The 23,825-nt window shown below is 59.8% G+C and carries 28 protein-coding genes and 1 pseudogene; 20 read left to right on the top strand and 9 right to left on the bottom strand.

Annotated elements, in window-relative coordinates:
• The first annotated feature begins 63 nt into the window (after nt 1-63).
• Nucleotides 64-585 carry a lactoylglutathione lyase gene (gene gloA, locus QMK54_RS16940; protein WP_320400931.1) on the top strand — a complete coding sequence of 174 codons (522 nt, stop codon included), beginning with the start codon at nt 64-66 and terminating at the stop codon, nt 583-585.
• 175 nt (nt 586-760) lie between these two features.
• Here gloA and ahpF read toward each other — a convergent pair whose 3' ends face one another.
• From ahpF to QMK54_RS16955, 3 genes are all read right to left on the bottom strand, one after another.
• Nucleotides 761-2,323 (bottom strand): alkyl hydroperoxide reductase subunit F, encoded by a 1,563-nt coding sequence (gene ahpF / locus QMK54_RS16945; RefSeq protein WP_223595535.1) that lies wholly within the window; start codon nt 2,321-2,323, stop codon nt 761-763.
• 139 nt (nt 2,324-2,462) lie between these two features.
• Complete coding sequence (gene ahpC, locus QMK54_RS16950; RefSeq protein WP_110660853.1) at nt 2,463-3,026, bottom strand: alkyl hydroperoxide reductase subunit C; 564 nt, start codon at nt 3,024-3,026, stop codon at nt 2,463-2,465.
• Nucleotides 3,027-3,164: 138 nt separating this feature from the next.
• Nucleotides 3,165-4,103 carry a site-specific integrase gene (locus QMK54_RS16955; protein ID WP_320400932.1) on the bottom strand — a complete coding sequence of 313 codons (939 nt, stop codon included), beginning with the start codon at nt 4,101-4,103 and terminating at the stop codon, nt 3,165-3,167.
• Between the two features lie 38 nt (nt 4,104-4,141).
• On the opposite strand from QMK54_RS16955, the pseudogene QMK54_RS16960 reads away from it, so the two are divergent.
• Nucleotides 4,142-4,234, top strand: a pseudogene (locus tag QMK54_RS16960) (outer membrane lipoprotein carrier protein LolA); the annotation flags it as partial.
• Between the two features lie 161 nt (nt 4,235-4,395).
• On the top strand, nt 4,396-5,406 hold the full coding sequence (locus QMK54_RS16965; protein ID WP_320400933.1) for a DNA-binding protein: 1,011 nt from the start codon (nt 4,396-4,398) through the stop codon (nt 5,404-5,406).
• Here QMK54_RS16965 and gorA read toward each other — a convergent pair.
• Together gorA and galU are read right to left on the bottom strand one after the other, a co-directional pair.
• Entirely contained in the window at nt 5,403-6,761 is a 1,359-nt protein-coding gene (gorA, locus tag QMK54_RS16970; protein ID WP_320400934.1) for a glutathione-disulfide reductase, read from the bottom strand. The two genes, QMK54_RS16965 and gorA, sit on opposite strands and share 4 nt — an antisense overlap.
• 130 nt (nt 6,762-6,891) lie before the next feature.
• Nucleotides 6,892-7,731 (bottom strand): UTP--glucose-1-phosphate uridylyltransferase GalU, encoded by an 840-nt coding sequence (gene galU / locus QMK54_RS16975; RefSeq protein ID WP_007975949.1) that lies wholly within the window; start codon nt 7,729-7,731, stop codon nt 6,892-6,894.
• Nucleotides 7,732-8,020: 289 nt separating this feature from the next.
• Between galU and QMK54_RS16980 the strand changes: the two genes are divergently transcribed.
• On the top strand, nt 8,021-8,209 hold the full coding sequence (locus QMK54_RS16980) for a hypothetical protein (RefSeq protein ID WP_110660849.1): 189 nt from the start codon (nt 8,021-8,023) through the stop codon (nt 8,207-8,209).
• 455 nt (nt 8,210-8,664) lie between these two features.
• Nucleotides 8,665-8,946, top strand: a complete 282-nt coding sequence (locus QMK54_RS16985) for a hypothetical protein (RefSeq protein WP_110662526.1) — start codon at nt 8,665-8,667, stop codon at nt 8,944-8,946.
• Nucleotides 8,947-8,957: 11 nt separating this feature from the next.
• Here QMK54_RS16985 and QMK54_RS16990 read toward each other — a convergent pair whose 3' ends face one another.
• Nucleotides 8,958-9,188, bottom strand: coding sequence for a hypothetical protein (locus QMK54_RS16990; RefSeq protein ID WP_223595531.1), 231 nt, complete (start codon nt 9,186-9,188; stop codon nt 8,958-8,960).
• Between the two features lie 72 nt (nt 9,189-9,260).
• Entirely contained in the window at nt 9,261-9,617 is a 357-nt protein-coding gene (locus QMK54_RS16995; protein ID WP_223595529.1) for a hypothetical protein, read from the bottom strand.
• 201 nt (nt 9,618-9,818) lie between these two features.
• On the opposite strand from QMK54_RS16995, the gene QMK54_RS17000 reads away from it, so the two are divergent.
• The 5 genes from QMK54_RS17000 (at nt 9,819) to ada (ending at nt 12,964) form a co-directional block, all read left to right on the top strand.
• Nucleotides 9,819-10,121, top strand: a complete 303-nt coding sequence (locus tag QMK54_RS17000) for a DUF1883 domain-containing protein (protein WP_110662529.1) — start codon at nt 9,819-9,821, stop codon at nt 10,119-10,121.
• Between the two features lie 31 nt (nt 10,122-10,152).
• Nucleotides 10,153-10,320, top strand: coding sequence for a hypothetical protein (locus QMK54_RS17005; protein WP_223595527.1), 168 nt, complete (start codon nt 10,153-10,155; stop codon nt 10,318-10,320).
• Between the two features lie 117 nt (nt 10,321-10,437).
• Complete coding sequence (locus QMK54_RS17010; RefSeq protein ID WP_320400935.1) at nt 10,438-11,142, top strand: 2OG-Fe(II) oxygenase; 705 nt, start codon at nt 10,438-10,440, stop codon at nt 11,140-11,142.
• Nucleotides 11,132-11,812 (top strand): DNA oxidative demethylase AlkB, encoded by a 681-nt coding sequence (gene alkB, locus QMK54_RS17015; protein WP_320400936.1) that lies wholly within the window; start codon nt 11,132-11,134, stop codon nt 11,810-11,812. Before QMK54_RS17010 ends, alkB begins: the two co-directional genes overlap by 11 nt.
• Before the next feature lie 87 nt (nt 11,813-11,899).
• A complete protein-coding gene (gene ada, locus QMK54_RS17020) occupies nt 11,900-12,964 on the top strand; it encodes a bifunctional DNA-binding transcriptional regulator/O6-methylguanine-DNA methyltransferase Ada (RefSeq protein WP_320400937.1) in 1,065 nt (354 codons plus the stop codon).
• Here the strand turns inward: ada and QMK54_RS17025 are convergent, their stop codons facing one another.
• Entirely contained in the window at nt 12,965-13,948 is a 984-nt protein-coding gene (locus QMK54_RS17025; protein WP_320400938.1) for an MDR family oxidoreductase, read from the bottom strand. It abuts the gene before it with no gap.
• Nucleotides 13,949-14,127: 179 nt separating this feature from the next.
• On the opposite strand from QMK54_RS17025, the gene QMK54_RS17030 reads away from it, so the two are divergent.
• The 10 genes from QMK54_RS17030 (at nt 14,128) to QMK54_RS17075 (ending at nt 23,147) form a co-directional block, all read left to right on the top strand.
• Nucleotides 14,128-16,581: an autotransporter gene (locus QMK54_RS17030; RefSeq protein ID WP_320400939.1), complete on the top strand. Its 2,454-nt coding sequence runs from the start codon at nt 14,128-14,130 to the stop codon at nt 16,579-16,581.
• 104 nt (nt 16,582-16,685) lie between these two features.
• A complete protein-coding gene (locus QMK54_RS17035) occupies nt 16,686-17,753 on the top strand; it encodes a nitronate monooxygenase (protein ID WP_320400940.1) in 1,068 nt (355 codons plus the stop codon).
• Nucleotides 17,754-17,879: 126 nt separating this feature from the next.
• Nucleotides 17,880-18,647, top strand: a complete 768-nt coding sequence (modA, locus tag QMK54_RS17040) for a molybdate ABC transporter substrate-binding protein (RefSeq protein WP_320400941.1) — start codon at nt 17,880-17,882, stop codon at nt 18,645-18,647.
• Nucleotides 18,648-19,328 (top strand): molybdate ABC transporter permease subunit, encoded by a 681-nt coding sequence (modB, locus tag QMK54_RS17045; RefSeq protein WP_223595510.1) that lies wholly within the window; start codon nt 18,648-18,650, stop codon nt 19,326-19,328.
• A gap of 3 nt (nt 19,329-19,331) precedes the next feature.
• Nucleotides 19,332-20,411 carry a molybdenum ABC transporter ATP-binding protein gene (modC, locus tag QMK54_RS17050; protein ID WP_320400942.1) on the top strand — a complete coding sequence of 360 codons (1,080 nt, stop codon included), beginning with the start codon at nt 19,332-19,334 and terminating at the stop codon, nt 20,409-20,411.
• Nucleotides 20,412-20,478: 67 nt separating this feature from the next.
• Nucleotides 20,479-21,504, top strand: a complete 1,026-nt coding sequence (locus QMK54_RS17055; RefSeq protein WP_223595505.1) for a DNA topoisomerase IB — start codon at nt 20,479-20,481, stop codon at nt 21,502-21,504.
• Nucleotides 21,505-21,576: 72 nt separating this feature from the next.
• Nucleotides 21,577-21,798 carry a hypothetical protein gene (locus QMK54_RS17060; RefSeq protein WP_110659136.1) on the top strand — a complete coding sequence of 74 codons (222 nt, stop codon included), beginning with the start codon at nt 21,577-21,579 and terminating at the stop codon, nt 21,796-21,798.
• Nucleotides 21,799-21,928: 130 nt separating this feature from the next.
• Nucleotides 21,929-22,159: a hypothetical protein gene (locus QMK54_RS17065; protein ID WP_007975977.1), complete on the top strand. Its 231-nt coding sequence runs from the start codon at nt 21,929-21,931 to the stop codon at nt 22,157-22,159.
• Nucleotides 22,160-22,365: 206 nt separating this feature from the next.
• Entirely contained in the window at nt 22,366-22,650 is a 285-nt protein-coding gene (locus QMK54_RS17070) for a hypothetical protein (RefSeq protein ID WP_110659134.1), read from the top strand.
• A gap of 74 nt (nt 22,651-22,724) precedes the next feature.
• The gene (locus QMK54_RS17075; RefSeq protein WP_110659132.1) at nt 22,725-23,147 is read left to right on the top strand and encodes a hypothetical protein; all 423 of its coding nucleotides are present in this window, start codon (nt 22,725-22,727) and stop codon (nt 23,145-23,147) included.
• 11 nt (nt 23,148-23,158) lie between these two features.
• Here QMK54_RS17075 and QMK54_RS17080 read toward each other — a convergent pair whose 3' ends face one another.
• The gene (locus tag QMK54_RS17080; protein ID WP_320400943.1) at nt 23,159-23,824 is read right to left on the bottom strand and encodes a TetR/AcrR family transcriptional regulator; all 666 of its coding nucleotides are present in this window, start codon (nt 23,822-23,824) and stop codon (nt 23,159-23,161) included.
• Between the last annotated feature and the right edge of the window lies 1 nt (nt 23,825).

Below are 23,825 nucleotides of genomic sequence, written 5' to 3' on the forward strand. Positions count from 1 at the left end.
GATGTCCGAACCCTTGCGTATCATTGTCGCCATTCGTTAGCCCATACATTTCCCGGAGGGCCCATGAGCCTGCACGAATTGAACACCTTCCCCGGCGTCACCGCTCAACCCGACACCGCGACGCAGAAATTCGTCTTCAACCACACCATGCTGCGGGTCAAGGACATCACCAAGTCCCTGGACTTCTACACACGCGTCCTGGGTTTTACGCTGGTGGAAAAGCGCGATTTCCCGGAAGCCGAGTTCAGCCTGTATTTCCTCGCGCTGGTCGACAAAAACCAGATCCCGGCCGATGCCGCCGCACGCACCGAGTGGATGAAGTCGATCCCCGGCATCCTGGAGCTGACCCACAACCACGGCACCGAGAACGACGCGGATTTCGCCTACCACAATGGCAACACTGACCCGCGCGGTTTTGGCCACATCTGCATCTCGGTGCCGGATATCGTCGCCGCCTGCGAGCGTTTTGAAGCACTGGGCTGCGATTTCCAGAAACGCCTGAGCGATGGCCGCATGAAGAGCCTGGCGTTCATCAAGGACCCGGACGCTTACTGGGTCGAGATCATTCAGCCGGCGCCCCTCTAAAATCCGCCGATGATCCTTGTGGGAGCGGGCTTGCTCGCGAAGGCGTAGTGTCAGTCACTTCAATGTCGAATGATACGACGCCTTCGCGAGCAAGCCCGCTCCCACATTGGTAATGTGTAAGGCACAAAAAAACCCATGATCGCTCATGGGTTTTTTGTGTTTTCAGCGCCGGCGTTTATGCCGGAGCGGAAGTGCGGATCAAGTGATCGAAGGCGCTGAGAGAAGCCTTGGCGCCCTCGCCCACTGCGATCACGATCTGCTTGTACGGCACAGTCGTCACGTCGCCGGCAGCGAACACACCCGGCACCGAGGTTTCACCGCGAGCATCGACGATGATCTCGCCACGGGGTGACAACTCGATGGTGCCTTTGAGCCAATCGGTGTTGGGCAGCAAACCGATCTGCACAAAGATCCCTTCCAGTTCCACACTGCGCAATTCGTCGCTCTGACGATCCTTGTAGCGCAGGCCGTTGACCTTCTGCCCGTCACCGGTGACTTCAGTGGTTTGCGCACTGGTGATCACGGTGACATTCGGCAGGCTGTGCAACTTGCGCTGCAACACCGCATCGGCGCGCAACTGCACATCGAACTCCAGCAGCGTGACATGGGCCACGATACCGGCCAGATCGATGGCCGCTTCGACACCGGAGTTACCACCGCCAATCACCGCCACGCGTTTGCCCTTGAACAGCGGACCGTCGCAGTGCGGGCAGTAGGCAACACCTTTGTTGCGGTATTGCTGCTCGCCCGGCACGTTCATTTCACGCCACCGTGCGCCAGTTGCGAGGATCACGGTCTTGGCCTTGAGCTTCGCGCCGCTGGCGAAGTGAACCTCGTGCAACTCACCTTCTTTGCCGGTGATCAACTTGTCTGCGCGCTGCAGGTTCATGATGTCCACGTCGTACTGCTTGACGTGTTCTTCAAGGGCCACGGCCAGTTTCGGCCCTTCGGTTTCCTGCACCGAGATGAAGTTCTCGATGGCCATGGTGTCCAGCACCTGGCCACCAAAACGTTCGGCCGCGACACCGGTGCGAATGCCTTTTCGGGCTGCGTAGATGGCCGCCGAAGCACCGGCCGGGCCACCGCCGACCACCAGCACGTCAAAGGCATCCTTGGCGCTGATTTTCTCGGCCTGGCGTTCGATGCCGCTGGTGTCGATCTTGGCGATGATTTCTTCCAGGCCCATGCGGCCCTGGCCGAAGTTCACGCCGTTCAGGTAGATACTTGGGACCGCCATGATCTGACGCTCATCGACTTCGGCCTGGAACAGCGCGCCGTCGATGGCGACGTGGCGGATGTTCGGGTTCAGCACCGCCATCAGGTTCAGCGCCTGGACCACGTCCGGGCAGTTCTGGCAGGACAGCGAGAAGTAGGTCTCGAAGCTGAACTCGCCTTTGAGCGAGCGGATCTGTTCGATCACTTCGGCACTGGCTTTCGACGGGTGACCGCCGACTTGCAGCAAGGCCAGTACCAGGGACGTGAATTCGTGGCCCATCGGGATGCCGGCGAAACGCAGGCTGATATCGGCCCCGGGGCGATTGATCGAGAACGATGGCTTGCGTGCATCATCACCGTTGTCGAGCAAAGTAATCTGGGTGGAAAGACTGGCAACGTCTTTCAACAGTTCGAGCATTTCCTGGGATTTCGCACCGTCGTCGAGGGAAGCAACGATCTCGATCGGCTGAGTGACCCGTTCCAGGTACGATTTCAACTGGGCTTTAAGATTGGTGTCCAACATACGGGCGATTTCCTTTTTGCTGTTTCGTATAAAGCAGGCATAAAAAAACGCCCGAGCGAATCTCGCCCGGGCGTTTTTATTGGGCGGTGCAGCTTACCGGGTAGGTGCGGAGTTCCGCCCTGATGGTGCGATCACAGACTTAGATCTTGCCGACCAGGTCCAGGGACGGCGCCAGAGTGGCCTCGCCTTCTTTCCACTTGGCTGGGCAAACCTGGCCCGGGTGAGCAGCAACGTACTGGGCGGCCTTGATCTTGCGCAGCAGCTCGGAAGCGTCACGACCTACACCGCCGTCGTTCAGTTCAACGATCTTGATCTGGCCTTCAGGGTTGATCACGAAAGTGCCACGGTCAGCCAGGCCAGCTTCTTCGATCAGCACGTCGAAGTTGCGGGAGATGGCGTGGGTCGGGTCGCCGATCATGGTGTACTGGATCTTGCCGATGGCTGGCGAAGTGTTGTGCCAGGCAGCGTGGGCAAAATGGGTGTCGGTGGAAACGCTGTAGATCTCGACGCCCAGGTTCTGGAATGCGTCGTAGTTGTCAGCGAGGTCTTCCAGTTCGGTCGGGCAGACGAAGGTGAAGTCGGCCGGGTAGAAGAACACCACGGACCACTTGCCTTTCAGGTCAGCGTCCGAGACTTTTACGAAGTCGCCATTTTTGAATGCATCAGCTTTGAACGGTTTAACTTGGCTGTTGATGATAGGCATCGTTGACTCTCCGTCAGGGGTTAAGAAGTTGATGGAGAGAACTTTACCGACTCGACGAACGGAAGGCTCATTGGCAAACCTCATACTGCTGATTGGCTTTCGCTATTAGCCAGCTGTATTAATAGAAGAAAACGGTATCTAGGACTCCACCGGCCTTTCCGTAATGCGTGCCATCCCGAGGAACGGGCTGGCTTCGATGTAACGCATGGCCGACTTCATGTCCTTCCAGCCCACATAACTCATCAGGGATTTCAAATCCCAGCCACTTTGATGCGCCCAGCTCGCAAAGCCGCGGCGCAAGGAGTGACTGGTGTAGAGCTCGCCGGCGATACCCGCCCGCGCCAACGCCTGGCGCAGTAGCGGAATCACACTGTTGGCGTGCAATCCCTCCTCGCCCAAATGCCCCCAGCGATCGATGCCACGGAAGACCGGCCCACGCACCAGTGCCGCCTCGGTGATCCAGTCGATATAAGCCTGCACCGGACACAAGCGTTGCAAGGCCGGTGTTTGATAAGTCTTGCCGAGGTTGTCGCGATCACTCTTGCTACGCGGCAGATAGAGACTGATGCCGGAACCGGCGCTGGCATGCACGTGTTCAACCTGAAGCCTACACAACTCGTCGCTACGAAAGCCGCGCCAGAAGCCCAGCAGGATCAACGCCATGTCGCGCCTGGCACGCAGCAAACCCGGTCGGTCGCCTTCGACCCTGGCGGTTTGCACTTCTTGCTCCAGACAACCGACCACCTGCTCCAGATGCTGAAGCTGCAAGGGTTCGGCTTGTTTTTCCCGGGCCGGGTGCAGCGCGCGGATGCCCTTGAACACCTTGCGCACCACCGGCGCCTTGGTGGGATCGGCAAACCCCTGGCTGTTGTGCCACTGCGCCAATGCCGACAAACGCAGTTTCAGCGTATTGATCGACAACACCCCGGCATGGGCCACCAGATAACGCGCCACGCTGTCGCTGGTGGCCGGCAGAAAACCGCCCCAGGTCACCTCAAAGTGTTCGATGGCCGCGCGATAGCTGCGACGGGTGTTGTCGCGTGTCGCGGCTTGCAGATAGCGATCCAGCTCGCTCATGGGAAACAAACCTGTCTTGACCGACTGTAGGAGCGAGCTTGCTCGCGCTGACCGTTAACGATGACGCTGGCTATCTGCATTCACACGGCGCTCTCAGGTTTTTCGCGAGCAAGCTCGCTCCTACAGGGTTTGTGTACGGAGAAATAGAGTGAGGATACCTGAAAAGCGCTATCACACGGGGTAATACCAGTATATCCCGTGTCAGTTACATTCATTATTTAACTTTATAGATTGAATGGTACAATGTGTATTTACGTGGTACGTACCACATCATTAAAACCCGGGAGAACTCATGGCACGCGGCGGTGTAAATAAAGCGGTGGTTCAAGCCGCTCGGTTGGCGATCCTCGCTCGCGGCGAAAACCCCAGCATCGATGCCGTACGGATCGAGATGGGCAATACCGGCTCGAAAACCACGATTCATCGCTATCTCAAAGAGCTCGATGACAGGCACGAACCGGCCGAAGCGCCGGCGGAGCCGATCGACGACGAACTGATGGCGCTGGTGGCGCGGCTTGCACAAAGACTCAAGGAGCAGGCGCAGGAACCCATCGACCAGGCGCGCACGCAGTACGAAGAACAACGCAAGACGCTGGAAAACCAGCTCGGCGAAGCGCAGGAGGCCAACAGCGAACTGCACCAGCAATACGAATTTCAGAGCCTGGCGCTGACCCAGGAGTCCGAGGCACTACAGGAAACCCGCGCCAGTTTGCAATCGGAGCAAACCCGCAACGCCGGGCTAAACCAGGCGCTGGCCGATTTCGAACTGCGCCTGAAAGACAAGGACGAGCAGATCCGCTCCCTTGAAGAAAAACACCTGCACACTCGCGACGCGCTGGAGCACTACCGCAATGCGGTCAAGGAACAGCGCGAACAGGAATTGAGTCGCCATGAAGGCCAGGTGCAACAAATACAGATGGAACTGCGACAGGCTCAACAAAGCGCGTTGGTACGCCAGGATGAAATCACCCAATTGCACCGCGACAATGAACGCCTGCTGACTGAAAACCGTGGCACGTTGCGCGAGCTGAGCCTGCTGCAGGAACAGCTCAAGCAAAGCAATACCCGCCAGGATCAGTTGCTGGATCAGGCGACCCGCGTCGACAGCGAGCGCACCCTCCTCCAGGAACGCCTGCGCGTCGCCCTGCTGGAAAGCCAGGCACTCAAACAGAACGTCGATGAGCAGTCGCAGCTCAACAAGGCGCTGGAAATGGATCTGGCCAAGACCCGCACGGATCTGGAAGAACGCGTACGTCTGGCCGCAACCCTTGCGGCAGCGGCAGACGCAGCGAAGAAGGATTAACCGGCGACTGGCGTACGCATGGTGACGAACTCTTCGGCGGCCGTCGGGTGCACCCCGATGGTTTCGTCGAAGTCGCGCTTGGTGGCGCCGGCCTTCAAGGCAATCGCCAGCCCCTGGACGATCTCGCCGGCATCCGGACCGACCATGTGGCAACCCAACACCTTGTCGGTCTTGGCGTCCACCACCAGCTTCATCAGCGTGCGCTCCTGGCACTCTGTCAGGGTCAGCTTCATCGGCCGGAAGCGGCTTTCGAAGATCTGCACGTCGTGGCCGGCTTCGCGAGCCTCCTCTTCAGTCAAACCGACGGTGCCGATGTTTGGCAGGCTGAACACCGCCGTCGGGATCATCTTGTAGTCCACCGGACGATACTGCTCCGGCTTGAACAGGCGTCGCGCCACCGCCATGCCTTCCGCCAGGGCAACCGGTGTCAGCTGAACACGACCGATCACATCGCCCAGCGCCAGGATCGACGGCTCGGCGGTCTGATACAGCTCATCGACCTCGACAAAACCTTTCTTGTCGAGTTTGACCCCGGTATTTTCCAGCCCGAGGTTGTCCAGCATCGGACGACGCCCCGTGGCATAGAACACGCAATCGGCTTCCAGCTGGCGACCATCCTTGAGCGTGACCTTCAGGCTGCCATCGGCCTGCTTGTCGATGCGCTCGATGTCCGCGTTGAACTGCAGGTCCATGCCACGCTTGGTCAACTCTTCCTGCAAGTGCTTGCGCACAGCCCCGTCAAAGCCGCGCAGGAACAGCTCGCCGCGATACAGCAGCGTGGTCTGTGCGCCCAGGCCATGGAAGATCCCGGCAAATTCGACGGCAATGTAGCCACCGCCCACCACCAATACACGCTTGGGCAGCTCTTTAAGGAAGAACGCCTGGTTGGAGCTGATGGCATGCTCGTGTCCCGGGATTTCCGGAATCTGTGGCCAGCCGCCGGTAGCGATCAGGATGTTTTTGGCGCTAAAGCGCTCACCATTGATCTCGATCGTATGTGGATCGACGATGCTGGCGTGGCCTTCATGCAAGGTCACGCCACTGTTGACCAGCAGGTTGCGATAAATGCCATTGAGGCGATTGATCTCGCGGTCCTTGTTGGCGATCAGCGTCGCCCAGTCGAACTGCGCCTCATCCAGGCTCCAGCCAAAACCGGAGGCCTGCTCGAAGTCCTCGGCGAAGTGCGCACCGTAGACCAGCAATTTTTTCGGCACGCAGCCGACGTTCACACAGGTACCGCCCAGGTAGCGGCTCTCGGCCACCGCCACTTTCGCGCCGAAACCGGCGGCAAATCGAGCAGCCCGCACACCACCGGAACCGGCACCAATCACATAAAGGTCAAAATCGTAGGCCATTTTCAATCTCCTCGGCAGGCCAACAGCATACCTGCGGACATTTGTGGGGCAAGCGCTGCAGTCGATATGGGGCCTGAAAATGAAAAAGCCACCCGAAGGTGGCTTTTCAAAACAATCAGGTCGCCGGCTATCAGTAAGCCTTGCCCGTCTTGTAGAAGTTCTCGAAGCAGAAGTTGGTCGCGTCGATGTAGCCTTCGGCGCCACCGCAGTCGAAACGCTTGCCCTTGAACTTGTAGGCAATCACGCAACCGTCCTGCGCCTGTTTCATCAGGGCATCAGTGATCTGGATCTCTCCGCCTTTGCCTGGCTCGGTTTGTTCGATCAGGCTGAAGATGTCCGGCGTCATGATGTAACGACCGATGATCGCCAGGTTCGACGGGGCATCTTCCGGCTTTGGCTTCTCGACCATGTTGCGCACGCGGTACAGGTCGTCACCAATCAGGTCGCCAGCAATCACACCGTATTTGCTGGTTTCTTGCGGGTCGACTTCCATGATCGCGACGATGGTGCAGCGATACTGCTTGTACAGCTTGACCATCTGCTTGAGGACGCCGTCACCTTCCAGGTTGACGCACAGGTCATCCGCCAACACCACGGCGAACGGCTCGTCGCCGATCAGCGGACGACCGGTCAGGATCGCGTGGCCCAGACCTTTCATTTCAGTCTGGCGGGTGTAGGAGAACGAGCACTCGTCCAGCAGGCGGCGGATGCCGACCAGGTATTTTTCCTTGTCGGTGCCCTTGATCTGGTTTTCCAGCTCGTAGCTGATGTCGAAGTGGTCTTCCAGGGCGCGCTTGCCGCGACCGGTAACGATGGAGATTTCGTTCAAGCCGGCATCCAGTGCTTCTTCGACGCCGTACTGGATCAGTGGCTTGTTCACCACCGGCAGCATTTCTTTGGGCATGGCTTTAGTCGCTGGCAGGAAGCGAGTACCGTAACCGGCTGCTGGGAACAAGCATTTCTTGATCATATAAGTCCTTGAAAGGGCTGTGTGTACGAGTTTCGGCGCAGTCTAATCAGGCGGCGTGCACCTTACAATGCCCCGCGCTGGCTAACCGATGTCAACATAGAGAAATATTCTTGCCGATAGTTCCCTGCGGACGTGCACAGGTCACTTCGCAACCTATTATGCATAGCAGAAACCTGCGTAATTGCACGGTTTTCACTGATCCGCAGCGACCTGCCCTACGCCCATTGGCACCCGTTGCGTGCGTTTGCCGGTATCATGGCGCGATTGAACCAGACAACGAGGCAAATAGATGTCGGAAGCAAAAAGCGTCAACGGATTCCTGATCAACAAGCTGAAAGACGGTCAATGGTGGGTGGCCAGTGTCGGCGGTGAAAACATCGCCGGACCTTTCCCTTCCGAAGCCCTGGCAATCGAGGTGGCTTCGGTGCTGGAGCTGGAGCACCCGGAACCGAAGCGACGCGGCAAGGACAAGAACTGATCGACGTCCGATGCGAAAAGCCCTGCCATTGCGCAGGGCTTTTTTTCACTGGTCTGGATTCAACTCGGACCCGGCCCTTGTAGGAGCTGGCTTGCCAGCGATGGTCGTTAACGATAACGCGCATGACCTGGATAAACGCGGCGCACTGGAGTCCATCGCCAGCAAGCCGGCTCCTACAGTTTGGCGTTCACATCATTTCCACTCGGACGCGGTCCCTTGTAGGAGCTGGCTTGCCAGCGATGATCGTTAACGATAACGCGTGCAAACGGATAAACGCGGCGCACTTGAGCCCATCGCCGGCAAGCCGGCTCCTACAGGGATTGCGTTATCGGTGTTTCCCGGGATCGCGTGAAGAAGCTTTTTTGTGAATGACGAAAAGAAGTGGCCTTTGGCTATAACCTTTTCAATCCGGCGCTGTCTGAGCCTTAGCCCACTATCCTGACGACGACCACGCCATGAAAAAATTTTTGCCCCTGATCGCAATATTGGCCCTGAGTGGCTGCGCAACGTCGGAAGAAACCTACCTGGGCAACGGAGAGCACGGCCTGTCGATTGATTGCTCCGGGGAAGCCAATTCCTGGGCTGCGTGCTACGAGAAGGCTGAAGCGTCCTGTGCAGGCACCGGCTACAAGATTGTCGGTACCGATGGCACACCCTCGCTCAAGCAGAGCGAAAAGACCCTCGGCGCCGATGTCGGCAACTACAAGAGCCGCAACGTCGTGGTGATGTGCAAATAAGGCGCCGCGCCCTAAATATGGATTTCGGCGAATTTGATTCCAAGCGCGCGCACGGTATCGATCAGGTCATCAAGACGACTGAAGGACTCGACTTCATCATTGTCATCCACCAGGAAATAGCTGCGCCCGGCGCTCTTCTTGAAGAACACGATCCATTCCCCCCGCTCCGCCGGATTCTGAATCACATGGGTGGCAGAGATTAACCCCTCTGCATGGCGTTCCCGGACCTGCTCACGCTTCATATTCGACTCCAGAAATAACAATGCCGCCAAAGCCTGGCTTTGGCGGCATCGGTGCTGATTGTCGATAGTTTATCAGCCGGAAATGCACTCGGTGGCAGCCTTCTGTACATCCTTTGGACGCACCGGGACATTGGACATGCTCTCGTGCAACTTGATGCTGCTGCCGCCCGAGCGCTCTTCAATGTCGAATACGGCAGACGGCCCCGAGGAGTACTTGAGCGGTACGATCACACGCAAGCCCTCCTTGTGCGGCTCGATTTGCAAGGCGCCGCGACTGTCAGCCAGTTTTTCGCTGAGGCATTGTGCGTATTCATGGGGTTTCTTGCCAGAAATCACGCTCATGGTCGGCAGCGTCTCATTGATATCAGAGACGTTCGCACAACCACTCACCAACACCGCCAGGGAAAGAATCGACAAACCCCACTTCATACAAAACCTCCGATAAAGAGGCTCGGACAACGCAGATGCGTTTTTTCTCCGAGACAAACTGCTTTATCGCTCATCAAACGTGAAATTAGCGTTTTTAATTGTCAAAGTGGCCGGATAATAAGGCCTTCGGGCTGATAAACTGCGCCAATCGCCCATGCTATCGTTTTGATTTTGTAGAAAAAGCCCTTCTGGAGGCGCCTCATGAAATTTATCCATCAGCGCGAGCACCTCAATGAGGACGACATTGTCGTCATTCAATGCTCCCAAATGTGCAACATCCGTTTAATGAACGACGCCAACTTCCGCAGCTTCAAGAATGGCGGTCGTCACACCTATCACGGTGGAGCCTTCGACACCTTTCCGGCCCGCATCACCGCGCCGAGCACCGGTTTCTGGAACATCACCATCGACACCGTGAGTCACCGCGCGATCAGCGTGACACGCAAACCCACCCTGACTCACTCGATCAAAATCATTCGCCGTTCCAGCACGAAACTGAGCTGATCAACGAAACACAAGACAGGCAGATACTACCGTGGCCCAAACGACCAAGTACGTCATCAAATACAAACTCAACGGTGAGCGCCGCTTCGAGTTTGCCCAGCTTGAAAAGGGTACCGCAGAAGAAGCCAAAGCGGCGCTGGATGCCATTCATGGACAAGACGACGTCATCAGCGACATCAGCGTCAGCAAAGCGCTGTAACGCGATCCGGAGCGACAATGGACGTCGGCTCCCACTCGCAATTCGACCGCAAGCAGCGGAGTGCCTGCGTCATCCTTGCCGTCCAGACTGGCCACCTCAACAACAAGAGGCCCGGCAATGAGCGAACACTATCTGGACAGGCTGGACTGGCCCCTGCTGGAACAGCAACTTGATCAGGACGGTTACGCCGTCATCCCGGCACTGCTGAGCCACAAGGCTTGCGGGCAAATCAGCGCCTTGTACCCCCAAACCGAGCCTTTTCGCTCGCACGTGGTGATGGCTCGCCACGGGTTTGGCCGGGGCGAGTACAAGTATTTCAGCTACCCTTTGCCGGAACTCGTGGCCCGTTTGCGCAGCGCACTCTACCCACGACTGGTGCCCATCGCCAATCGCTGGCATGAGCAGATGGGTTTGCCGGGGCGCTTTCCCGAATCTCATCCGGCCTTCCTCGAACGCTGCCATGCCGCCGGTCAGAACCGTCCGACGCCGTTGTTGCTGCAATATGGTGCGCAGGACTACAACTGCCTGCATCAGGATCTGTACGGTGAGCACGTTTTCCCACTGCAGGTGGCGATTTTGCTTTCAGACCCCGAGCAAGATTTCACCGGCGGTGAATTTGTCATGACCGAACAGCGTCCGCGCATGCAGTCACGCCCGATGGTCATCGGCCTGAACAAAGGTGACGGGCTGATCTTTGCCGTCAACCAGCGGCCGGTCAAAGGGACTCGTGGTTACTACCGCGTGACCCTGCGTCACGGCGTGAGTCGCCTGCACGGCGGCAAACGGCATACCCTTGGAATCATCTTTCACGATGCGTCATGACCCCATGAATCCGCTGACTTTCGATCTGTTTACCGATGCAGAACCCGCGCAACAGCCCAGGCGCGAGCAGATCGGCGAACAGTCCTACGTACTCAGAGGCTTTGCCCTGCCCTGGCTGGAGCGCTTGCTGCCCGCCCTGGAAGAAGTGCTGGCGGCCGCGCCGTTTCGGCAGATGGTCACGCCCGGCGGCTTTACCATGTCGGTCGCCTTGAGCAGTTGTGGCACACTCGGCTGGACCACCGACCGCAGCGGTTATCAGTACACCCGCCACGATCCGCAGACCGGCCGGCCCTGGCCGATGATGCCCGAAGTGTTTTTGCAGCTGGCGCAAGCGGCGGCGCAGGCAGCAGGCTTCAGCGATTTTGCGCCTGACGCCTGCCTGATCAACCGCTACATTCCCGGGGCAAAAATGTCATTGCATCAGGACAAGGACGAACATTCCTACGCAGCGCCCATCGTTTCGGTCTCGCTGGGGTTGCCGGCGATGTTCCTGTTTGGCGGCTTTGCGCGCAGCGACAAAAGCCAGCGCGTTCCCCTGCTGCATGGCGACATCGTGGTCTGGGGTGGCGTGGATCGCCTGCGTTATCACGGCGTGTTGCCGATCAAGGACGGGCATCACCCGAAACTCGGCGAGCAGCGCATCAACTTCACCTTCCGTACCGCTGGGTAAAGATTGCGAATTTGACCGCAAGCGCCGGAGTGTGTGGCAATTGCCCCATGGTTAATGTGCAGGCACCCCCTCAATGGACGTGACGCCATGACAACCCAATCGACCAAGATCACCATCGAAAACGATCCGCGCTGGGCCGCCGTGGTCGCCCGCGACCCCAAGGCTGACGGGCAGTTTGTCTATGCCGTGAAGACCACCGGCATCTACTGCAACCCCAGCAGCCTCGCGCGCCTGCCCAAACCACAGAATGTCGAATTCTTCGACAGCGCCGAACAGGCCCGGGCCGCGGGCTATCGTCCGAGCAAGCGCGCGGCAAAGGATCAGAGCGAAATCGCCGCGCAGCATGCCGCCACCGTGGCCGCTGCCTGCCGCCAGATCGAAAGCGCCGAAACGCTGCCCACCCTGGGCGAATTGGCCGAGGCGGCGGGACTGAGCAGCTTTCACTTCCATCGCGTGTTCAAAGCCGTCACCGGCCTGACACCCAAGGGCTACGCCGATGCCCATCGCTCACGCAAGGTGCGCGAGCGCCTGGCAGACGGCGGCTCGGTGACCGATGCCCTGTATGACGCCGGCTTCAACTCCAATAGCCGATTTTATGAAGCGGCAGACCAACTGCTCGGGATGAAGCCCGGGGATTACCGCGCCGCCGGTCAAAACAACGACATTCGATTTGCCATTGGCCAGTGCTCGCTGGGCGCGATCCTGGTGGCGCAGAGCGAGCGCGGAGTTTGCGCGATCCTGCTGGGCGATGATCCGCACCAACTGGTTTGTGATCTGCAAGACAAGTTCCGGCGCGCCAACTTGATTGGTGCCGATCATGAATTTGAGCAATTGATTGCCAGGGTCGTCGGCTTTATCGAGGCGCCGGCGATTGGCCTGGACCTGCCATTGGACGTGCGCGGTACCGCTTTTCAGGAAAGGGTCTGGCAAGCGCTGCGGGAGATTCCGGTCGGCAGCACGGCAAGCTACGCCGATGTCGCCCTGCGCATCGGTTCGCCCAAAGCCGTTCGCGCCGTGGCTCAAGCCTGCGGCGCGAACAGCCTGGCCGTGGCGATCCCGTGCCATCGCGTGGTGCGCAGCGATGGCAATCTGTCGGGCTATCGCTGGGGTGTCGAGCGCAAGCGCCAGTTGCTGGAGCGTGAGTCGACGTAATCAGCGATTCACATCCACCACCACGCGCCCGCGCAATTGCCCGGCCAGCAAGCGCGGCGCGGCATCGATGGCTTCGCTCAAGCCGATTTCATGGCTGATCAGCGGCAACAGATTGAAGTCCAGGTCCGTGGTCAGGCGATTCCAGGCTTGCACCCGCTTGGCTTTGGGTTGGGTCACGCTGTTGATGCCGGCCAGGGTCACGCCGCGCAAGATGAACGGCGCAACGGAAGCCGGAAAGTCCATGCCCTGGGCCAGACCGCAGGCCGCGACGGTGCCGTTGGCCTTGGTGCTGGCGCACGCATTGGCCAGGGTGTGGCTGCCGACCGAATCGATGACGGCCGCCCAGCGTTCCTTGGCCAACGGCTTGCCTGGCTCGGACAAGGTGGCGCGATCGATGATTTCGCCAGCCCCCAGCTGCTTCAGGTAATCGTGCTCCGAGGTCCGGCCGGTGGAGGCAACCACCCGGTAGCCGAGCTTGCTGAGCAACGCGATGGCGAAACTGCCGACGCCACCGTTGGCGCCGGTGACCAGGATTTCGCCCTGCCCGGGCGTCACGCCATTGTGCTCAAGGGCCAGGATGCACAGCATGGCCGTATAACCCGCCGTACCGATGGCCATCGACTGGGCCGCGGTAAAAGCCTTGGGCAGTGGAATCAGCCAGTCGCCATTGAGGCGAGCCTTCTGGGCCAATCCTCCCCAATGCCCTTCGCCCACGCCCCAGCCATTGAGCAGGACGGCGTCACCGACCGTGTAGTCCGGATGCCCGCTGGCCTCGACGACCCCGGCCAGGTCGATGCCCGGCACCATCGGAAATTTGCGCACCACCGGGCTGCTGCCGGTGATCGCCAGGCCATCCTTGAAGTTCAGCGTGCTGTAGGCAACACGCACCGTGACATCGCCCTCGGGTAACTGATCGTCCTCGATCTCTTGCAGTGTGGCCCGATAACCGCTGTCGTCTTTGTCGATCAAAATACCTTTGAACATTACGGCCTCTCAATGGAATCAGTCTGGTGGTGGTGCAAATGAAATAACACATGGCAACCGATTGCCGTACCCGACTTTAAGCCAATCCGGCAGACCGCCGGGCGTTTTCATTGACGGCGGCTATGCTTTTTCGCAACCTTGAAATGCCGCAAGAACCTGTCTTGTCGATGGAGCTGACAATGCCTCAACTGCGTTTATTCACCGTTTTACTGATGCTCTGCCTGCTTCCGCTCAGCGGTACGCAGGCGGCACCCGCGCAACCCGCCCAACCACCCGCGACTCAGGCGCCGGCGGCCCCCAGCTGGCCACAGGTGCTGGCTGCTGGCGACACCAAATTGACCATCTACCAGCCGCAACTGGACAGCTGGGACGGCTACACCCTGAACGCGCGGGCCGCTGTGGAGGCCACGGGCACCGATGGCAAATCCACTTATGGCATCGTGCAGTTCAGCGCCCACACATTGGTCGACAAGGCCACTCGCTGGGTGGCGCTCGACCAGTACACCCTCACCAAGGCCGACTTCCCCGATAGCGCAACCAAGGCTGACAGCTGGGTCGCCGCGGTGAAGCAAGACGCCGAGAAGCGCACCAAAACCATTTCCCTGGACCAACTCGAAGCCGCGCTCGGCGTGATCGCCGCCGAGCAGAAGTCCAGCAGCGCGCCACTGGAAAATACTCCGCCGACGATTATTTCGTCCGAGGTGCCAGCGTTGTTGGTGTACATCGATGGCGAACCCGCCTATCGCCCGGTTGATGGCACCTCGCTGCAACGGGTGATCAACACCCGGCCATTGCTGCTCAAGGACGCACAGGGCAAGCATTACCTGCACGTATTCGATGGCTGGATGGTCGCGGACAACCTGGGCGGGCAGTATGCGCCCCTGCCCTCGCCGTCCGCCGAGCTGGAAAAAGCCAAAAAAGACGCCATCCAGAGTCGCCAGGTGGACCTGCTGACAGGCCAGAGCGACCCGAAGGACAAGATACCGACGCTGGCCAAACCGCCGATTCCGCAAATCTACATCGCCACGGTCCCGACCGAGCTGATCGTTACTGACGGCGCGCCCCAATGGCAGCCGATCCAGAACACCAAACTGCTGTATGTGACCAACACCACCGGGCATATTTTCAAGGAAATCGGCGATCAGGACAGCTATGTGCTGATCTCGGGACGCTGGTTCCGCGCCAGTGACATGAAAGGCCCCTGGACCTTTGTGGGCGCGGACAAACTACCCGCAGACTTCGCCAACATTCCCGATGACAGCCCCAAGGAAAACGTGAAAGCCTCGGTGGCCGGCACCCCGCAGGCCAAGGAAGCCGCCATTGCCGCGACCATCCCGCAGACCTCGGCGATCAAGAAAAGCCAGGTAAAAATGAGCAAGCCGCCGATCGACGGCGAACCGCAACTCAAGGCCATCCAGGGCACGCCCTTGCAATACGTGGTCAACAGCCCGATGCCGATCATCATGGTCGATGCACACAGCTGGTACGCGGTGGAGAACGGTGTCTGGTTCGTCGCCACGTCGGTGCAAGGCCCCTGGGAGGTCGCCTCTTCAGTACCGGCGGTGATCTATTCGATTCCACCCAGTTCACCGATGCACTACATCACTTACGTGAAAGTCTACGAAGCCAGCGGCGATACCGTCGTCGTCGGTTACACGCCGGGCTATCAGGGCTCGACACTGGACCCTGACAGCGGTGTGGTGGTGTATGGCACCGGTTATCCGTATACGCCGTGGGTGGGCAGTGTCTGGTACGGCCCGCCGGTGACCTATGGCTTTGGCGTGGCGATTCGCTACACCCCGTGGACGGGCTGGACGTTCGGCTTCGGCTTCGGCTGGAGCTGGGGCGGCAGCACAGTCGCCGTCGGTTGGGGCTGGGGCGCCTATCCGTGGTGGGGCAATTACGGCTGGGGTTACGCCTGGGGGCCGCATCTGTACCCTGCGCCAATGCCTTGGGGCGGAGCCGCTTACGGCTATCATGGTGGCGCTGTCGCCTGGGGCCCCGGCGGCTGGGCCGGCACCACTGGCAACATCTACCGCCAGTGGGGCGACCGCGCTTCGGTCAGCCGCTACGGCGCCGGTTACAACGCCTGGACCGGTAATCGCTGGGCCGGCCAGGTTGGCGCCTCCTACAACTCGCGGACCGGCGTCGCCGCGGCAGGCCAGCGCGGCGCGGTACATAACGTCTATACCGGCAACTACGCCGCTGGCCGCAGCGGCGTGGCCGTCGGTCCCGACGGTGGCGCCATTGCCGGCCAGCATGTGACGGCCGGCAACGTTCGCACCGGCACCCAGGTCAGCGCCAATCGCGGTGCCGTCTACAATCCCAATACTGGCAACACCACTCAATACGGCGGCATCCATGATCGCAACGGCGGCGTGGCGCATGTCGGCGACAACGTGTACGCCGGCCATGATGGCAACGTTTACAAGCGGACCGACAGCGGCTGGCAATCCATGGTCCAGGGCGGTGCAACCCGTGCCGCCCCAGCCAATACCAGCCAGGTGCAGAATCTCAATCGTGAGTACGATGCCCGCTCCTTCGGCAATGATCGCTTCAACAATTTCCACAATTCTTCCCAGGTGATGAATCACTCCTTCGGTGGTGGCGGTGGAGGCTTCCACCGCCGCTGAAGAAACCCGGCAAGCTGAAATGACGACTGGCCTTGCGCCAGTCGTTGCGCTACAAATCCTGTTCTACCGTCCCTGCCCTGTTTCAACGTCGGAGAACACAGCACATGAACCAATGGCCAGATACCCGCATTCTTGACCTGCTCGGGATCGAACTGCCGATCATCCAGGGACCGATGGCCGGTGCCACGAATTCGGCCATGGTGATTGCAGCCAGCAATGCCGGTGGCCTGGGTTCGATGCCGGCGGCGATGCTCAGCACCGATCAACTGCGCGAAGAGCTGAAAACCATCCGCCAGCACACCCAGCGCCCGATCAATGTCAATTTCTTCTGCCATCAACCTCCAGCCCCTGACGAGCAACGCGCGCTGGACTGGAAAAACCTGCTGCAGCCGTACTACCAGGAACTCGGCGCCGATTTCGCTGCGCCAACCCCCGTGTCCAACCGGGCGCCGTTCGATAATGCGGCCTGCGAAGTGGTCGAGGAATTTCGCCCCGAAGTGGTGAGTTTCCACTTTGGCCTGCCGGAAAAATCCCTGCTCGACCGGGTCAAGGCCACCGGTGCGAAAGTGCTGTCCTCGGCCACCACCGTCGCCGAAGCCGTGTGGCTGGAGGAGCATGGTTGCGATGCAATCATTGCCATGGGTTTTGAGGCCGGTGGCCATCGCGGGATGTTTCTCAGCGATGACCTGAGTAGCCAGGTGGGGACTTTCGCCCTGGTGCCGCAAGTCGTCGATGCCGTGAAAGTGCCGGTGATTGCCGCCGGCGGCATCGCTGACGCCCGAGGCGTCGCCGCTGCCTTCATGCTGGGCGCTTCGGCGGTGCAGGTGGGTACGGCCTACCTGTTCACGCCTGAGGCCAAGGTCAGCCCGTCCCATCACAAAGCGTTGCGTACCGCCAAGGAAAGCGAGACGGCGGTCACCAACGTGTTCACCGGTCGCCCGGCCCGGGGCATCCTCAATCGAGTGATGCGTGAACTGGGGCCGATGAGCGCCAAGGCTCCGGCCTTCCCCCTTGCCGGTGGCGCGCTGATGCCGTTGCGGGCCAAGGACGAAGCGGATTTCAGCAACCTTTGGGCCGGCCAGGCATTTACCCTCGGAGCCGAATTGACCACCGCGGCACTGACCCGGCAACTGGCTGAGGAAGGATTGGCGAGACTGCTACGTCGCCCCTGAGGGTCATCCGCAGTGAAATTGTATACAATTTTATGCGCGCACATTCCGTTTAAAGGCAATTCGCTATATATTTCCCTACATAACGAATCACCCCCCTGCTGCAATTGCCTTTAACGGAGCCGTTTCATGACCATTCGTGCCTCACGTTTTGCCCCTACCTGCCTGGCGAGCCTTCTCGCCGTATTCGCCTTCGGCTCAGCCCAGGCGGACGAAGTCCAGGTGGCTGTCGCCGCCAACTTCACCGCGCCGATCCAGGCCATCGCCGCTGATTTCGAAAAAGACACCGGGCACAAACTGGTGACCTCCTTTGGTGCCACCGGCCAGTTCTACACTCAGATCAAGAACGGCGCTCCGTTCGAAGTGTTCCTCTCGGCAGACGACAGCACGCCGAAAAAACTTGAAGCCGAAGGCGACACCGTCAAGGGTTCGCGCTTCACTTACGCAGTCGGCACCCTGGCGCTGTGGTCGGCCAAGGAAGGTTACGTCGATGCCAAGGGCGATGTGTTGAAGAAGAACGAGTACCAGCACCTGTCCATCGCCAATCCGAAGGCTGCACCTTACGGCCTGGCGGCTACCCAGGTGCTGACCAAGGAAGGTCTGACCGACAAGGTCAAGGACAAGATCGTGGAAGGCCAGAACATCAGCCAGGCCTACCAGTTCGTCTCCACCGGCAACGCCGAGCTGGGTTTTGTCGCCCTCTCGCAGATCTACAAGGACGGCAAGATCACCAGCGGTTCGGCCTGGATCGTTCCAGCCAGCCTGCACGACCCGATCAAACAGGACGCGGTGATTCTCAACAAGGGCAAGGACAACCCGGCCGCCAAGGCATTGGTTGACTACCTCAAGGGGCCGAAAGCGGCCGCTGTCATCAAGTCCTACGGCTACGAAATCTAAATGTCGCTATCGAGTGCCGATTTTTCCGCCATTTGGCTGACCCTGAAACTGGCGTCCCTGACGACCGTCATCCTGCTGATTGTCGGCACTCCGATTGCGTTATGGCTCTCGCGCACCCGCTCCTGGTTGCGCGGCCCGGTCGGGGCGATTGTCGCCCTGCCCCTGGTGCTGCCACCGACGGTGATTGGTTTTTATCTGTTGCTGGCGCTCGGCCCTCACGGGTTCGTTGGCCAGTTCACCCAATCACTCGGCCTTGGCACCCTCACTTTCAGTTTCGCGGGGCTGGTGATCGGTTCGGTGTTGTATTCAATGCCGTTCGTGGTCCAGCCGCTGCAAAATGCTTTTTCCGCGATGGGTACGCGCCCGCTCGAAGTGGCCGCGACGCTGCGGGCCAATCCCTGGGACACCTTTTTCAGCGTAACGCTGCCCCTCGCGCGCCCAGGTTTCATTACCGCGGCCATTCTCGGTTTCGCCCACACCGTCGGCGAGTTCGGCGTGGTGCTGATGATCGGCGGCAACATTCCCGAGAAGACCCGCGTGGTCTCGGTGCAGATCTACGATCACGTCGAAGCCATGGAATACGCCCAGGCCCATTGGCTGGCCGGGGCGATGCTGGTGTTCTCGTTTGCCGTCTTGCTGGCGCTGTATTCCAGCCGAAAAACCAAAGCGGGCTGGAGCTGATCAATGATTCAAATGCGCCTGAAACTGGATTACCCGGGGTTCGCCCTCGACGTCGACCTGCAACTGCCGGGCCGTGGCGTCACCGCGCTTTACGGTCATTCCGGCTCGGGCAAGACCACTTGCCTGCGCTGCATCGCCGGCCTGGAACGGGCCGATCAAGGCTTTATCCAGGTCAACGATGAAGTCTGGCAAGACAGCGAAAACAGGGTCTTCGTCGCGCCACACAAACGCGCACTGGGCTACGTGTTCCAGGAAGCCAGCCTGTTTCCTCATCTGTCGGTGCTGGCCAACCTGGAGTTCGGCCTCAAGCGCATCCCCAAGCCGCAGCGCCGGGTCGACATGGCCCACGCCACCGAGTTGCTGGGCATCAGCCATTTGCTCGACCGGCACCCGCAACACCTATCGGGCGGTGAGCGGCAGCGGGTCGGCATGGCCCGCGCCTTGCTCACCAGCCCGAACTTGCTGTTGATGGACGAGCCTTTGGCCGCGCTGGATGCCCAACGCAAGAATGAAATCCTGCCCTACTTGCAACGCCTGCACGACGAGCTCGACATCCCGGTGCTGTACGTCAGCCACTCCCAGGATGAAGTTGCGCGGCTGGCCGACCATATCGTCTTGCTCAGCAGCGGCAAGGCACTGGCCAGCGGCCCGATCGGCCAGACCCTCGCGCGCCTCGACTTGCCGCTGGCGATGGGGGATGACGCCGGCGTGGTGATCGAAGGTCGTGTCAGCGCCTATGACGCCGAGTATCAGTTGCTCAGCCTGCAATTGCCCGACACTTCCCTCAATATTCGTGTGCCTCATACGCCTATGGATGCGGGCCAGGCACTGCGCTGCAAGGTCCAGGCGCGAGACGTGAGCCTGAGCCTGGACAGTGCCGGGCAAAGCAGCATTCTCAATCGCCTGCCGGTCACCGTGGTCAGTGAAATGAGCGCCGATAACGCCGCTCACGTGCTGATTCGCCTCGACGCCGCAGGCTCGCCGTTGCTGGCGCGGATCACGCGTTATTCCCGCGACCAACTCAACGTCCACCCTGGCCAACAACTCTGGGCACAAATCAAAGCTGTCGCGGTGCTGGCGTAAATCCGCCGGCACGACTGCAGCGGTGCGGGGTCAATGGCTGTAACGACCATCGCCCGGGACAATCGCCATGCCCGATGTTCTGCCTCCTGACCTGCATTACGTCGATGACACTCAACCGGGCATCACCCGCAGGAAGCTGCGCGGAAAATTCGCCTATTTCGACCCGACGGGACAACGCATCACTGGCCCCGACGCAATCGACCGTCTCAACGCACTCGCGGTGCCACCTGCCTATACCGAGGTGTGGATCTGCGCCGATCCACACGGGCATCTGCAGGCCACTGGCCGGGATGCCCGGGGGCGCAAACAATACCGTTATCACCCCCGCTGGCGAGAGGTACGCGACGCCGACAAATACTTGCGCCTGCGTGACTTCGGGCTGGCTTTGCCGAAACTGCGCCAACGCCTGGAAGCCGTGTTGGCGGCACCGGGATTCAGTCGCGACAAAGTCATGGCCACGGTCATTACCCTGCTCGACACGACACTGATCCGTATTGGCAACAGCCAATACGCTCGGGACAACCGCTCCTACGGCCTGACGACCTTGCGCAGCCGCCACGTAGAGATCAACGGCAGTGCCATCCTGTTCCAGTTCCGCGGCAAAAGTGGCGTCGAACACCAGATCACCGTGAAAGACCGGCGACTGGCCCGGATCATCAAGCGATGCCAGGAAATGCCCGGGCAGAACCTGTTTCAGTATCTGGATGAAAACGGTGACCGGCGCACTGTCAGTTCCTCCGACATCAACAGCTATTTGCAAACGCTCAGCGGCGCCGATTTCACCGCCAAGGATTACCGCACCTGGGCCGGCAGCGTGCTGGCGCTGGCGATATTGCGCAAGCTGCACTGGCAGCCTGAAACGGACGCCAGGCGGCACCTGGTGGAGATGATAAAGAACGTTGCCAGGCAACTGGGCAATACCCCGGCCGTGTGCCGCAAGTGCTACATCCACCCGGCGGTGCTGGACGGTTTCCTTCTCGGCGACCTGGCACAACTGCCCAGGCCGAGGGCGCGCAAAGGGCTTTCGGCCGAGGAAGTCGGGCTGGCGATCTTCCTTGAGCGGATAGCGGCAGCGCCTGAACCGACGAATTGACCTGTCTATTTTTTGCACGATCAGCAATGGCTTCTATAGTTGAACTGAACACGAATCAGCTGCGGAGACGCCATGGAAGACATTTTCGTCGTGAAGCGGTGCAACAAGATCATCATCCATGGTCGCCGTGAGGGTGAGTATGACCACCTGCCACCGGATGCCGCGGTCTGGTACCGCATCGCCGATACCCGTACCCAGGGTTTCATCGGAGACGGCTACGACGTAGAAGAAGACGCCCAGCGTGTTTGCCAGCTGCTGAACGCTAAATCACAAGTGACAGCCCGACAAAGCTGAGGGCCTGCCAGCGGTTTTTAACCGGTCTATACTGAAATGGCTGAAGGATCAGCGACCCCAACGGCAGAAAGCTCGCTCCCGGCGGGCTTTTTGCTGCCACACCCAGGTTTCTTGAACGGAGGTGTCTCCCATGTCCGAAAAAGAGTCCATCACCACCCTGCTCACCTTACTGGACTCCCGTCAGGCTCGCTTGGCCGCGGCCTGCAAGGAAATCGCCGACTGGGTCGATCATCAAGGCGGGCACCCCACCGCTCTTAGAATTCGTGATCGCCTGAACGACATCGAGAAGGACACACCGCTGATCCGGCACACGCTGTCGTCTCTGCAACCTGTTGACCGGCCTCTGCCGCGGTTCAGGTGATCCGTCACGGACTTGCGGTACGAGGACAGGCCCGATTCGGGCAGCATGACCGGTGACGGTGACGTTTCCGGATGCCTGGCTGTCTGTCAGGATTTCACCCTCTCTCACAACCCGGCCTGGCGCCGGGATTTTTGTTGGGCAAAACCAATCGAACGTCACCGCTCACGTGAGGTCAACCGCTCACACGTCACGAAGGAGACGTTCCAATGGTCACTCACTTCAAAGTCAGCGGGCACCTGGCCTGCGGCCACAACGGCAATAACCTCGTATCAACCCGTGAACTCAATCGGGTGAAATGCCGGAGTTGCCGAAACACCGAGGTCTACAAAGAAGCACGCAAGGCCGAACGCAACGCCGCCCGCCGCGCAGCGCGCAAAGCCAAAGCCCTGCACAGCGCCGTTACCTGGCGTTCGGCCTGGACCGAGCGACTGACCGCGATGGCCGGCCTGCAACGCTTGCCACGGGGGTTTGCCGGCCAGCCCTTCGTTTAGGTCTGGACTGAAACAGGATTTGCTAATCCATGGGCCCTTGCATTGCACAAGGGCTCAATCGGAGCGCAAAAGCCATGAACACAAAAATCCTGATCATCATCGCCAGCTTGTGCCCGGCCCTGGCATTCGCTCAAGGCTGCGACCTTGTCACCCGCTCCCAGAGCGCCTCCGTTTCGGCGATCGAAAGCCACTCCTGTCCTGAGTACCAAGGCATGCCCGTGGAGTCGATGAACGGGTCTTGCAGCAACCCGGGCAAGGAGATGCCCAGCAGCACAAGCAGCGTCGGACAATGCGCTGATGACTATCGGGCCAGCTGCCTTGCCGCCTTGTCGCAAGAAGCCCTGGCCAACCCACGGCCCATCAGCAAAGACAAAAACAGCAAATCGGTCAACATCCCTGGCAACGCCCGGATCATCACCTACTACCACGACACGGAACACCTGGCACAATCGAGAATCGAGTGTGAAACCGGCGGTGGTCTCGGGAAATCGAAATAGCCGCGACGTGGTTACTGCTGGTCGGCATCCTTGCGCACGGGCTGCATGATCTCGCGCAGGGACATACGCTTGAACGCCTCGACCAGTGCTCGCCCTTCCTGCGGTGCGCAAGTGACCGCCAGGCGCATGGTCGCCTCGCCCAGGTGCCAGATCAAAAACGCCGACTCCTGAACCTGTTGTTGATCGAGGTCTGGATACACGCGAAGCATCGCCTGGGCCAGAAGTGCTCCGGCCACCCGGCTCTCCACCAGTTCCAGTTGCATTAACTGCTTGTCGGCCTGCATGCCGGACCAGATGTCACGCATCACCGGTGTCGCCATCACGATCTCGTAGTACAGATCGAGCAACTGCGAATAGGCCGTCTGCAAGCCCTGGACATCCTCGACAGCCGCCATCGCCTCGGTAATGCAACGACGGCTTTCAGCGTTGTAGCGTTCGGCCAGCGTGCGAATGACGGAACTCTTGTCGGGGAAATACTGGTAGAGGGAACCGATCGAGATCCCGCAGCGCTCGGCAATTTCACTCATCTTGAGTTGGTCGCTGCCCTTGTCCGCAATCAATTGCGTCGCCGCTGTCAGAATCCGCTCCTGACGTTCGCGGCTGCGTTGTTGCGTGGGATTACGCCGAACAGACTCTACAGCAGGCTGTTCAAGGGCTTCTGGGGTCTTCTTGCGCACG

Origin of the sequence: Pseudomonas sp. P5_109 (assembly GCF_034009455.1) — a bacterium.
In the GTDB taxonomy this organism is placed as follows: Bacteria; Pseudomonadota; Gammaproteobacteria; order Pseudomonadales; family Pseudomonadaceae; genus Aquipseudomonas.

Bases quoted from the DNA above. Each gene is read 5' to 3' on its own strand.
- gloA (WP_320400931.1), top strand. From the start codon at position 64: ATGAGCCTGCACGAATTGAACACCTTCCCCGGCGTCACCGCTCAACCC.
- ahpF (WP_223595535.1), bottom strand. From the start codon at position 2,323: ATGTTGGACACCAATCTTAAAGCCCAGTTGAAATCGTACCTGGAACGG.
- ahpC (WP_110660853.1), bottom strand. From the start codon at position 3,026: ATGCCTATCATCAACAGCCAAGTTAAACCGTTCAAAGCTGATGCATTC.
- QMK54_RS16955 (WP_320400932.1), bottom strand. From the start codon at position 4,103: ATGAGCGAGCTGGATCGCTATCTGCAAGCCGCGACACGCGACAACACC.
- QMK54_RS16965 (WP_320400933.1), top strand. From the start codon at position 4,396: ATGGCACGCGGCGGTGTAAATAAAGCGGTGGTTCAAGCCGCTCGGTTG.
- gorA (WP_320400934.1), bottom strand. From the start codon at position 6,761: ATGGCCTACGATTTTGACCTTTATGTGATTGGTGCCGGTTCCGGTGGT.
- galU (WP_007975949.1), bottom strand. From the start codon at position 7,731: ATGATCAAGAAATGCTTGTTCCCAGCAGCCGGTTACGGTACTCGCTTC.
- QMK54_RS16980 (WP_110660849.1), top strand. From the start codon at position 8,021: ATGTCGGAAGCAAAAAGCGTCAACGGATTCCTGATCAACAAGCTGAAA.
- QMK54_RS16985 (WP_110662526.1), top strand. From the start codon at position 8,665: ATGAAAAAATTTTTGCCCCTGATCGCAATATTGGCCCTGAGTGGCTGC.
- QMK54_RS16990 (WP_223595531.1), bottom strand. From the start codon at position 9,188: ATGAAGCGTGAGCAGGTCCGGGAACGCCATGCAGAGGGGTTAATCTCT.
- QMK54_RS16995 (WP_223595529.1), bottom strand. From the start codon at position 9,617: ATGAAGTGGGGTTTGTCGATTCTTTCCCTGGCGGTGTTGGTGAGTGGT.
- QMK54_RS17000 (WP_110662529.1), top strand. From the start codon at position 9,819: ATGAAATTTATCCATCAGCGCGAGCACCTCAATGAGGACGACATTGTC.
- QMK54_RS17010 (WP_320400935.1), top strand. From the start codon at position 10,438: ATGAGCGAACACTATCTGGACAGGCTGGACTGGCCCCTGCTGGAACAG.
- alkB (WP_320400936.1), top strand. From the start codon at position 11,132: ATGCGTCATGACCCCATGAATCCGCTGACTTTCGATCTGTTTACCGAT.
- ada (WP_320400937.1), top strand. From the start codon at position 11,900: ATGACAACCCAATCGACCAAGATCACCATCGAAAACGATCCGCGCTGG.
- QMK54_RS17025 (WP_320400938.1), bottom strand. From the start codon at position 13,948: ATGTTCAAAGGTATTTTGATCGACAAAGACGACAGCGGTTATCGGGCC.
- QMK54_RS17030 (WP_320400939.1), top strand. From the start codon at position 14,128: ATGCCTCAACTGCGTTTATTCACCGTTTTACTGATGCTCTGCCTGCTT.
- QMK54_RS17035 (WP_320400940.1), top strand. From the start codon at position 16,686: ATGAACCAATGGCCAGATACCCGCATTCTTGACCTGCTCGGGATCGAA.
- modA (WP_320400941.1), top strand. From the start codon at position 17,880: ATGACCATTCGTGCCTCACGTTTTGCCCCTACCTGCCTGGCGAGCCTT.
- modB (WP_223595510.1), top strand. From the start codon at position 18,648: ATGTCGCTATCGAGTGCCGATTTTTCCGCCATTTGGCTGACCCTGAAA.
- modC (WP_320400942.1), top strand. From the start codon at position 19,332: ATGATTCAAATGCGCCTGAAACTGGATTACCCGGGGTTCGCCCTCGAC.
- QMK54_RS17055 (WP_223595505.1), top strand. From the start codon at position 20,479: ATGCCCGATGTTCTGCCTCCTGACCTGCATTACGTCGATGACACTCAA.
- QMK54_RS17060 (WP_110659136.1), top strand. From the start codon at position 21,577: ATGGAAGACATTTTCGTCGTGAAGCGGTGCAACAAGATCATCATCCAT.
- QMK54_RS17065 (WP_007975977.1), top strand. From the start codon at position 21,929: ATGTCCGAAAAAGAGTCCATCACCACCCTGCTCACCTTACTGGACTCC.
- QMK54_RS17070 (WP_110659134.1), top strand. From the start codon at position 22,366: ATGGTCACTCACTTCAAAGTCAGCGGGCACCTGGCCTGCGGCCACAAC.
- QMK54_RS17075 (WP_110659132.1), top strand. From the start codon at position 22,725: ATGAACACAAAAATCCTGATCATCATCGCCAGCTTGTGCCCGGCCCTG.